General features: G+C 63.2%; 8 protein-coding genes and 1 tRNA gene. All 9 read right to left on the bottom strand.

Annotated features, from left to right (window positions below):
• Window positions 1-88 precede the first annotated feature (88 nt).
• Window positions 89-487, bottom strand: a complete 399-nt coding sequence (locus EIM48_RS14195; RefSeq protein WP_125111938.1) for a hypothetical protein — start codon at window positions 485-487, stop codon at window positions 89-91.
• Between the two features lie 402 nt (window positions 488-889).
• Complete coding sequence (locus tag EIM48_RS14190) at window positions 890-1,825, bottom strand: reverse transcriptase family protein (RefSeq protein ID WP_125111937.1); 936 nt, start codon at window positions 1,823-1,825, stop codon at window positions 890-892.
• An 809-nt stretch (window positions 1,826-2,634) separates the two neighbouring features.
• On the bottom strand, window positions 2,635-3,276 hold the full coding sequence (locus tag EIM48_RS14180) for a hypothetical protein (protein ID WP_125111935.1): 642 nt from the start codon (window positions 3,274-3,276) through the stop codon (window positions 2,635-2,637).
• 349 nt (window positions 3,277-3,625) lie between these two features.
• Window positions 3,626-4,048, bottom strand: coding sequence for a hypothetical protein (locus tag EIM48_RS14175; RefSeq protein WP_125111934.1), 423 nt, complete (start codon window positions 4,046-4,048; stop codon window positions 3,626-3,628).
• Window positions 4,049-4,829: 781 nt separating this feature from the next.
• A complete protein-coding gene (locus EIM48_RS14170) occupies window positions 4,830-6,695 on the bottom strand; it encodes a site-specific integrase (RefSeq protein ID WP_125111933.1) in 1,866 nt (621 codons plus the stop codon).
• Between the two features lie 142 nt (window positions 6,696-6,837).
• A tRNA-Pro gene (locus EIM48_RS14165) sits at window positions 6,838-6,914 on the bottom strand.
• A 66-nt stretch (window positions 6,915-6,980) separates the two neighbouring features.
• Window positions 6,981-7,337, bottom strand: coding sequence for a MerR family transcriptional regulator (locus tag EIM48_RS14160; RefSeq protein ID WP_013534801.1), 357 nt, complete (start codon window positions 7,335-7,337; stop codon window positions 6,981-6,983).
• A complete protein-coding gene (locus tag EIM48_RS14155; protein ID WP_019398504.1) occupies window positions 7,330-7,635 on the bottom strand; it encodes an integration host factor subunit alpha in 306 nt (101 codons plus the stop codon). The genes EIM48_RS14160 and EIM48_RS14155 overlap by 8 nt, the downstream gene beginning before the upstream one ends.
• Window positions 7,636-7,651: 16 nt before the next feature.
• A complete protein-coding gene (gene pheT, locus EIM48_RS14150) occupies window positions 7,652-10,081 on the bottom strand; it encodes a phenylalanine--tRNA ligase subunit beta (RefSeq protein ID WP_125111932.1) in 2,430 nt (809 codons plus the stop codon).
• Between the last annotated feature and the right edge of the window lie 77 nt (window positions 10,082-10,158).

Here is a 10,158-nt window from a genome sequence, read left to right as displayed (position 1 = left end):
CCGAGGAGCGGCCAAAGAAGGCATTGGGCGGGCTGACACCGAGCGCCTACGCGAAGCAACTGGCATCGGCTACCATCCACCCCGGACTCTAAATCGCCCCGCTACTGAAGGCGGGGGGACGTCGGTGCAAGTCCGAGATCCAGCCCATCAGCTGATCGATCTTCTTGGACGCGATCCGGACGTGCTCAGCAGCCGCCTTCGTCGGCTTGCTTGCCAGCTTCCGCTCATTGTCGGCCTTGCGCCGGGCTTGGGCGAACCGCTCGGCCTCCCAGCGCGCCTGGTCCCGTGCGAAGCGCTGATCGAGCACCTGTCTCACGTCCGGGGGCAGCAGCGGCCCCACCGTGTCGATGACGCCCTTGGGGATGTGGTCGCGCTCCAGGCCGTTCTCGCGCAGCCAAAGGCGAGCGAAGGCCTCCAAGTCCATGACCGGCCCGACGTTGCGGACGAACTTCCGGTAATCCGACTTGATCTGGGCTGAGTAGCACATGCGTCGAAGGTACACCCGGGGATGAGTGCTGAGTGTCTAAGAGGATCCGCCCGCCCAGTCTCAGCGCGCGCGACGGCAATGCCTAGGATCACGGGCCATGAAGCCGACGCCTTACGACGATCTCCTTGCGAAAGCCGGCCTGCACGCGTGCTATTGGTGGCTTGAGTCGGGAGGCAGCGTTTACCTGAGACGACAATGGGCCTGCATCGGGATCGTGCAGGATGACGGCCAGTGGCGCCTTCAGACGGACCCGCCGCTCATGACCCGGAAGGCTCCAAATCAACGGATGGGAGCCAAGTACATGGCGCGTTTGGTAGCGGTATGCGGCGAGGACGGAGGGAGGGCACTCTGGGCGAACCGGCGTCGAATGATGCAACGAGGTACGTCCCGCGCGAACGCTTTCTAGCTTGAAGCAAGTTTTTCCCGGAGCCGCCGGGCGCTGGCCATCAATTCTTGTGAACGGACGTCATCCAGGATCCCGACATGCTGGATCCGACCAATAGCCGACCGGACCTCAGCGGGCGGCGTTTCCGGCCCCATGGCTGAGAGCGCCTCATGCATGTACCTGTGCTGCTTGTTCGGAGCTCGACTCTGGCCATTCCGAAGCACTCGGCCCGTAATTTCGCGCGGCTGGCCGGCCCGATAGACTCGAGACTTCTTCCGCGCCAGCCTGAAGCCATACCTTCCGACGTGTCTTTCGATGAATGACACGTCTCCCCTGCCCGCCGTCCTCGCGGTAAGAGTGATGTCATCAACGTATAGAGAGAAGCGCCCACCGAGCCGCTTGGCACGTTCCGCGATCCCGTCAAACATGTCCTTGGCCGCCCAGAATGCGACGAGGGCACTTGCGGGTGAACCTGTTGCAAGGCTCCCTCCGCAGGAGAGCAAGCCAGCGAGGGCGTCTGCGACGTCCGAAGAACATTGGAAGACGGTGCGGAATAGGACGAAGAGCCTTTTCCTGGTGACGCTCGGGTAGAAGTCGGAAATATCCACCGTGACCGTCGCGCCCTCGGCGTCCCTATGCAGCGCGGAATTCGTCAGGTAAGACCGCCCGACAGTGCCCGAATGGAGATACTCAGGCGCGTCAATCCGTTGCAGAAGATCATTCAAGCGTCGCTGAAGGGCTTTAATTGCTGGCTTTGGCGCCTGAATCCTTCGCGGCTTCTTGCCCGGCCTGGCCTGATCAAACTCATCCCAGTTGTCCTGCCGCGAACACAGCGCGCGGAGCGCGCTGGGCGACTTCTTCCAGTGCAGCAGGCGGGCCAAAGCGCCCATGGTTCGAAGTCGATAGAGACCCGAGTTCTCCAAACTACGGGGTAGACGCTCCTTTTTCGCCATTCCCACTCCCCTTCGCGGTCACCCAGTCCAGCACACTTAAAAGACGCTTCGCGTTCTCCTGGCGACGTGGCGACGTCCCCTCAAGAGCTTCTGCAAAACTCAGGAATGTCGACGGAGGAACATCAAAGGCGTCCGCGTATCTGTTGAGCAGCTCTACGGACACAGCTTTCTTGCCACTCTCGATCTCGGATAAGTGAGACCGGGAGATTTGAAGCTTGGCCGCCATCTCCGCCTGGTGGAAACGGTGGACCTCACGAATGGTGCGTAGCGCAGAGTTCAGCATCATGGTTCAACAAGAAGATCAGAAGGAGGGTGCTACTCGGTCTTTCCGTTTCGTCGCCCTGTGCACCTTAGGTGGGAGTCAGTCGCGATCAAGTGAGTCATAAATCTTCCACGCGACCATCAGAATCCGGAACAACCATGGACCTGAAAGGAACTTCTGAATCCAGGTCTTGAGCAGCGGCTGGCGAGTATCATCATTCCTAGAGAAGGTACTCATTTACTCTGGGTCTCCGTTGCGCCCAGGCGGGATGCCTAGGCCCTTCGCTGCAACGAGAGACGGGGTCCTGCGCCAGCTTTGCCCCTCCATCCATCTTTGGCTGCGTGCCTTCGCCGCAGCCACCTGACCGGATAGACGTTTCCCGTGCGGCCATAAGCCGGGTCGTCCGCCGGATGTCGTAGGGATCTGATCCCCTCGAGTGCATCACACTCAGCCGTTTGCGAAGGTTCTCCCCGCTTTGATGACGGGACGATCCTACCTTGACCTGGACAGGAATGTCGCCCTGGGCGACTTTAAGTTCATCTTTTGTTCATTTTTTGACGCCCCGGACCATCAAGGAAGTCCCGGCCAGCTTCTTGAAGCCGATCCGTCCGTAGTGCAGCTCAAGTTGGCGAGTTGCAGCTTTCTCTGCGCGTCGCAGGCCTTCCAAGTCCTCGGAGGCCTCCCACCGCTGCCGGACCGGATGCCCGGCCTCAAACTGTAGCGGGAAAGGTTTGAGAGCCACGAAATCGCAACCGAATCCAAGATGCTTAATCGCCGCGTTGATTGCGCTGTGGCCGAGATTACGACCCCGATATGACTCATTGATCTCCACACGATCAATGAGAAGGATGCGTCCGGATACGGGGCCAACCTGAAGGAGTCGGCGCAACCGAGGCCGCCATACTGCGCCGCCACCGGTCGCCCAGCAACCGATCAGAAGCTCCGTGAAGCAGGCCGTGCTTGTCCTGTCGTCGAACAGTTCGCCCGGCACGTACCCAGCTTCTCGGCCCCCAGCCAAGTCCGCGACGCAGACAGTCATTGAGCCAACCTCAGTGAACTCGCCGCCGCCTTCTTCCAATCCCCAGACTGAAATTTTTCCGCTAAAGGCCGTCACGAAAGCCGCAGGCTGTCCCGGATCCTCCCCAAACTCAACACGAAAGCTCAGCTTAATACCAATCTCTTCTTCCATGAAATCCGCTTCTTTCTAGAGATATCTATATATTACTAGCAGCGATCAAAGCTGTCGGGTTGGTTATTTAGGAAGAAAGAAAAATTTGTGCATTTGTCATCCGGGCATGCACCTTGATCTGCGACCTCAGGGATTCCGTGATTGCAAACATTCTGACTGCCATCCAAGGTTGGAACAGCTGTTCGTTCTTATAGTGGGTGGATAAAGACTGAGGTTACTAGAGTTTCCGATTACCGGAACTCTGCAGTGCACTAATTGTCATGAGTTTTCCATGACATTAGCTTGAGGCGTTGCTGCGTCGGAGTGCAGCGTCAGTGGGATAACCATTGACGCTGCCACTCCTCGATCTTTACGAAGTTTTCGGCGCCGTCGGCAAGTACGCATCCGTCCTCGGCAGCCTAAAGCGAGCCGAGGGACCAAATGCCAACTTCTCGACAGCCTTCTTCAGCTTCCTAGACAGGCGATCATCCATCTGCTGCATCGCGCCGATATGAACGACGGGGAACGGGAGCACTCGGGCCTTTGCCCAGCGAATCTTCTTGACTACGAACTCCACTGCCACGTCCTCTGCCAGCCCCCGACTGAACGGCGAGGAAAAGACACGATGGATTTCCACGAAGATGTTGTCCCCCGTCTCCCCGGCTTCGACGTCCAGGCTGTAGAACAACTCTGCAGTGCCAGCGCCATCAGGCAGTTCAAGCACCTCATGCCGCAGTTTCGGATCGGTAGCGCACTGCGCCTTGAACCCGGCGATTTCATCAACGTCAGTCATAGAACTCCATAAAAGTTGAAAGGGAATCATTCTATGGAGATTCGCCGGAGCGCTTTCAAGTCCGGAGCGTTGATAACAGGTCGCCTAGGAAAAACCTAGGACTTCGACTAATTGGGGCTAAAGTTGGACGCAATAAGGGCCCTTGCCCTTGCCCTTGCCCTTGCCCTTGCCCTTGCCCTTAAAATTTCGCTCTTATCTTTGTTACTTATTTACTATCTATCTCTAAGGGGAGCGTCGAGAGGAGCAAACAGTCCCCTTACCCGCAAGATGCAGGTTTGGAGGCTGCTCGTCCCGTCTCGACATCGCGTCGCGAGGAACTCCGCTTCATCACGCACTATCTGTTGCACCGACAAACCGAAGGGGTCAGCTAGCTCGTCGTGCTCATCAGGCACCGCTGCGTGGCTTTCGCACAGTGCGGCTACCCCTATGCCTGAACTCTTCTAGGGGCCGCTCCAGAGGTCGACTGACATGGAGCTCGCGAGGCAGCGCGAACATACGGACGCCGTTAACGCTGCCAGGTACCTTCAGGAAGCCCATGGGCTTTGACGAGAGGGCGCACTTGGCCCTAGGCACGGGGAAATGATGACAAAGTTCGGGGGGCAATTGCAACACAAACCCCTTATTTTTCAATAGTATACAGATGACTCTTTTCGAAAGCCGGGGCAGCCGGAACCTGCTGCACGCGGATAGGACCGCACCCACGCAGGAGCTCACCAGATGCGCCTTGGGGCGCGCGCTGTAGCGCTCGCGTACACCCCTACTATGGCGCCCTCAGATCACATCAGGGCGCGCCTGGTGCGCCCGTATCCGTGAGAAGCGAAAAGTCTACGGAGGGGTAGCAGACCCTCTCGATCAACTCCCGTCGCCGGGCCGGCGTAATCGCCGCCTCCAAACCATAGTGAGAAGTCATTTTGGCGACGTCGTAGCTATGACCGAGCAGCTGAGCGATCTCGTGCTCGTCTACGCCACCTCTGCGAAGTGCGTCTGCAATCGTATGACGCCAGCGATGACTGCCCCCAAGGTCGCCCTCGCCCTTCACGCCGATCCGCGTCAGGAAACCGCGGAACCACTTGCCGGCCCGATCTGACCGCCGACCATTAGTCAGCGGGATATCGGGCCAGAGGTCGGAGTGACCCGCAGCCGCAGTCTTTTCGCGATAGTTCAGAAGCCCCAGCTCCTCAAGCTTCGAATGCATTGGGACCCAGCGCTTAGAAGATTCCGTCTTGAGTGACCGGCCATCCCCATCACTGATGAAGAAGCCCCAGACCCCGTCCTTCTTGGACAGGTCTTCCACCTTCAGCTGCGTCACCTCATTGAGCCTGGCGCCCGTAAACGCCTGCACGAGGGGCAGCCAGAATCGCCAATCTCGGATGCGATGGCTACCCGGCTTGGACTGATTCTTTTCGGACTCGCAGCCCACAAATGATGGCGCATTGAGGATTCTGCGCACCTCATCATCCGTGAAGGGATTCATCCGATTTGAGTTCTTCCTGGGCGGCAAGGTCGTCTGGAAGTTCGACGCATCGACGCCGTCAACATTTCCCTCGAGCCATTTCCCGAAGGCCGAAAGGATGCTCAGCTTGTTGCGGACGGTCGCGTCCTTCATCAGCGGCTTCCCGGCCTTCCCGTTCAGTTCCACAGCCTTCGGCAACGGCACTCCCGGGAATAGCTTCTCGCTCCGAGCCGGGGCTTGGCTCAGCAATCGCTTGAATCGAGCGACGTCGCTCCGCGTGTATTCGGTCACCGGCTTGTCGCCAGCGCACTCAATGAACTGCCGAATTGTCGCCCTACTGTCCTTCAGCCCGTTCGATCGGAGACCAGCGCGCGCCTCCTTCAGGTAATCCTCAAAGTAGTCACGCAGCCCCTCGCCCTTCTTTAGCTTCCGGATGGTGCGGCTCTCGTTGGCGGCAGTCACCGGCGGCGCATGGGTAGGAACAGGCGACACAAGCAGGGAACTATCAGGTTCCTCATACAAGCCTTGGTCCCGCTTCCTAGCGGTGGACAGAACCTGCAGCCATCCCTTGATCAGCATGCGCCCTAGCAGTTTGTAGGTCAGCGAATCTGGCTCAATAGCCCAACGGTTTGTGTGCGCGAGCTCTTCTATCGCCCAATCAACGAGCGCGAACTCGTTCCGGGCCAAGCACTGCTTCAGCTCCTCCGCAAGGCGCTCTCGCTTCTCAGACTCCCAAGCGGCGATCTCATCGGGACACTGAATGCTGAGAACCCGGACGACGGCTTCAAGCGGGGAGGATGGCGGATTAGTTGCACACTCAGCGACAAGACGCGCCCGGGCCATTTCAGCCTGACGGAACGTCGGCCTATTGATCCGCTGAACCTCGTCCTGGTGCAACTCGGCCCGAATGAAGTGGAAGACAGCGCTTTGTAGCGCGTGCTCGTCTGGCACCACGAGAGGAGGCTTCGCCACGGCGTGCAGCAACGCTGCCTTCTCGGCCTCAAACGCTTGTTGGATCTCAAGGAGCACGAGTGGGAATCGTGCTTTCGCCTCGGCGCGGTCCTTGGTGCCCAGGCTCCTCCAGACGTCGTTCCTACCCGTCTTGCCCAGACTGTTGCGGAGTTCCTGCAACGCCTTAGGCGCCTGCATCCTGACGTAGTACGTCCCGTTCCGCGTAACCAAGTTTTCTGCCATGAGCCTCGATCTCTCTCTCCGTCTGGGATGCCGTAGCAGCTTCCCGTAACACTCAGACGTAGCAGTAAGAGATCGAGGCCCCCGGCAACTGCTTGAAAGCTCTCACATTTCCAAGCAGGTCAAGCACTTACGTGCTCTGAATTGGTCGGGGTAGCCGGATTCGAACCGACGACCACTTGTCCCCCAGACAAGTGCGCTACCAGGCTGCGCTATACCCCGGGAAAGCTTCCCGCCATGGCGGGCTGGCGATTATACCGGTTGCCCGGCGCAACCGCGAGTCCGCGTTCAGCGGCGCAGCAGCTGCAGCACTTCCTCCAGCTCCATGCGCACCTGGCGCACGATCTGGCTGCTCAGCGCCGACTCCTGCTTGGCGCCCTCGCCTTCCAGGCGCAGGCGCGCGCCGCCGATGGTGTAGCCGTGTTCGTACAGCAGGCTGCGGATCTGGCGGACCATCAGCACGTCGTGGCGCTGGTAGTAGCGGCGGTTGCCGCGGCGCTTGACCGGGCTGAGGCTGGGGAACTCGGTCTCCCAGTAGCGCAGCACGTGCGGCTTGACGTCGCACAGCTCGCTGACCTCGCCGATGGTGAAGTAACGCTTGGCGGGGATCGGCGGAAGCTCGCGGTTGCTGCCCGGATCAAGCATTCGGCGCCACTCCCGCGAAGGCTTCCACGCGCTCCTTGAGCTTCTGGCCGGGGCGGAAGGTGACCACGGTGCGCGCGGAGATCGGGATCTCCTCGCCGGTCTTGGGGTTGCGGCCCGGGCGCTGGTTCTTGCGGCGCAGGTCGAAGTTGCCGAAGCCGGACAGCTTCACCTGCCGCCCGCCCTGCAGCGCCTCGCGCAGCACGTCGAAGAACGCGTCGACGAATTCCTTCGCCTCGCGCTTGTTCAGGCCGACTTCGTCGAACAGACGCTCGGCCATCTCCGCCTTGGTCAGTGCCATGTCCCTTGTTCCCGTATCAGCCGCGGATCCTCGCGCCGTGGTTGTTGCCCAGTGCGGCGACCACGCGCGCGACCACGGCATCGGCGTCCTGGTCCGTGAGAGTGCGCGTGTTGTCCTGCAAAATCAAGCCCATAGCCAGACTCTTGAAGCCGGATTCCACGCCCGGGCCCTGGTAGCGGTCGAACAGCTGCAGGTCGCGCAGGACCTCGCCGGCGGCCTCGCGGACGCTGGCGGCCAGCTCCGCCCAGGCCACCTGTTCGGCGACCACGAAGGCCAGGTCGCGGCGCACGGCCGGGTAGCGGGACAGGGCCTGGGCGCGCGGCAGCGGGCGCTGCTGCAGGGGCTCCAGGTCCAGCTCGAAGCCGTAGGCGTCCACGTCCAGCTCCAGCGCCTTCGCCAGGCGCGGATGCAGCTGGCCGATCCAGCCCAGCAGGACCTCGCCGCCCTCCAGGTCGGTGCGGTACACATCGGCGCTGCGGCCCGGGTGGCCGAACGGCGCGCCCGAGGGCCGGAACGCCAGCTTCGCGCCGGCCAGGGCGGCCAGCGATTCCAGGTCGCCCTTCAGGTCGTGGAAATCGACCGGGCGCGCCTGCAGGCCCCACTGTTCGGCCACCGCTTCGCCGCAGGCCACGGCGGCGATGCGCCGCGTCTCGCGCGGCGCCGGCAGGGGCGCGCCGGGCTGGCGGTCGCCCGGATCGGCCTCGGCGAACACGCGGCCCAGCTCGAACAGGCGCACGCGGCCGGCCTGGCGCGCGGCGTTGCGCGCCAGCGCGTCGACCAGGCCCGGCAGCAGGCGCGGGCGCATCACCGCCAGCTCCGCGCTGAGCGGATTGGCCAGCGGCACGGTGCCGGACTCGCAGCCCCAGGCCTGCAGCAGTTTCTGGTCGACGAAGGCGAAGCACACCGCCTCCAGGTAGTCGCGCGCGACCAGGTGGCGGCGCAGGTCACCTTCCGGCAGCACGCCCTCGCTGGGCGCGGCCACCCGCGCCGGGCCAGCGGGAATGGTCGCCGGGATGCGGTCGTAGCCGTGGATGCGCGCCAGCTCCTCGACCAGGTCTTCCTCGATCGCGATGTCGAAGCGGCGGCTGGGCGCGGTGACCTGCCAGCCCTCACCGGTGGCGACCACCTGCATGCCCAGCGCGCGCAGGATGCGCTCGACCTCGGCGTCGGCGATGGTGGCGCCCAGCACCCGGGCGATGCGCGCGCGGCGCAGGGCGATCGGCTGCGGCGCGGCCAGCGCGCCGGGCACGGTGGCTTCGGTGACCGGACCGGGACGGCCGCCGGCGATATCCAGGATCAGGCGCGTGGCGTACTCGATCGCCGTGCGCGGCAGTTCCGGGTCCACGCCGCGCTCGAAGCGATGGCCGGCGTCGGTGTGCAGGCCCAGGCGGCGGCTGCGGCCGATGATGGCCGAAGGCACCCAGTGCGCGGCCTCGAGGAACACACGCGTGGTGCTGGCGCCGACCTTGGTGGCCTCGCCGCCCATGATGCCGCCCACCGCCACGGCGCGCGCGCCGCGGCCGCCGCGGCTGTCGGACACGACCAGGAACTCCCCGTCCAGGGTGGCCTCGCGGCCGTCCAGCAGCTGCAGGGTCTCGCCCTGGCGCGCCGGGCGCACGACCACCGGCGCCTCCAGCTTGTCCAGGTCGAAGGCGTGCATCGGCTGGCCCAGCTCCAGCATCACGTACTGGGTGACGTCGACCAGCAGGCTGATCGGGCGCACGCCGGAACGGCGCAGGCGCTCGGCCATCCACACCGGGGTCGGCGCCGCCGGGTCCACGCCCTCGATCACGCGGCCGACGAAGCGCGGCACGCGCTCGCCGGCCTCCAGCGCGACCTCGACGGTGGCGTCGGTCGCGGCCGGCACCGGCGCGTTGTCCATCGGCGCCACCTCGCTGCCCAGCGCGGCGGCCACGTCGTAGGCAATGCCGCGCACGCTGAAGCAGTCGGCGCGGTTGGGGGTCAGCTTGATCTCGATGCTGGCGTCCGGCAGGCCCAGGTACCCGGCCAGCGGCACGCCCACCGGCGCGTCGGCCGGCAGTTCCAGCAGGCCGGAAGCGTCGGCGTCCAGGCCCAGCTCCTTCGCCGAGCAGAGCATGCCGAACGACTCCACCCCGCGCAGCTTCGCCGGCTTGATCGACATGCCGCCGACGTTGGAACCGACCGTCGCCAGCGGCGCGGCCAGGCCGACGCGCGCGTTGGGCGCGCCGCACACGATCTGCAGCGGCTCGCCGTTGCCGATGTCGACCTTGCACACCTGCAGGCGGTCGGCCTCCGGATGGCGGACGGCTTCCACGATGCGGCCGACCACCACGCCGGCCAGGCCGTCGCCCAGTGCGGTGACTTCCTCGACCTCCAGGCCGATGGCGGTCAGCGTCGCCGCGAGCGCGTCGCGGTTGGCCAGGGTCGACACGTGGCTGCGCAGCCAGTTCTCGGAAAATTTCATGGGGTGCCGTGATTCGTGGTTCGTGATTCGTGATTGGAAGTGCCGCGACGGTGATGGCCCTGTTGCTGATCCTGCGT

Source organism: Pseudoxanthomonas sp. SGNA-20 (assembly GCF_003931635.1).
In the GTDB taxonomy this organism is placed as follows: Bacteria; Pseudomonadota; Gammaproteobacteria; order Xanthomonadales; family Xanthomonadaceae; genus Pseudoxanthomonas.
The sequence above is the reverse complement of the archived record's forward strand: the minus strand, read 5'-3'. Positions and strand labels throughout refer to the sequence as shown.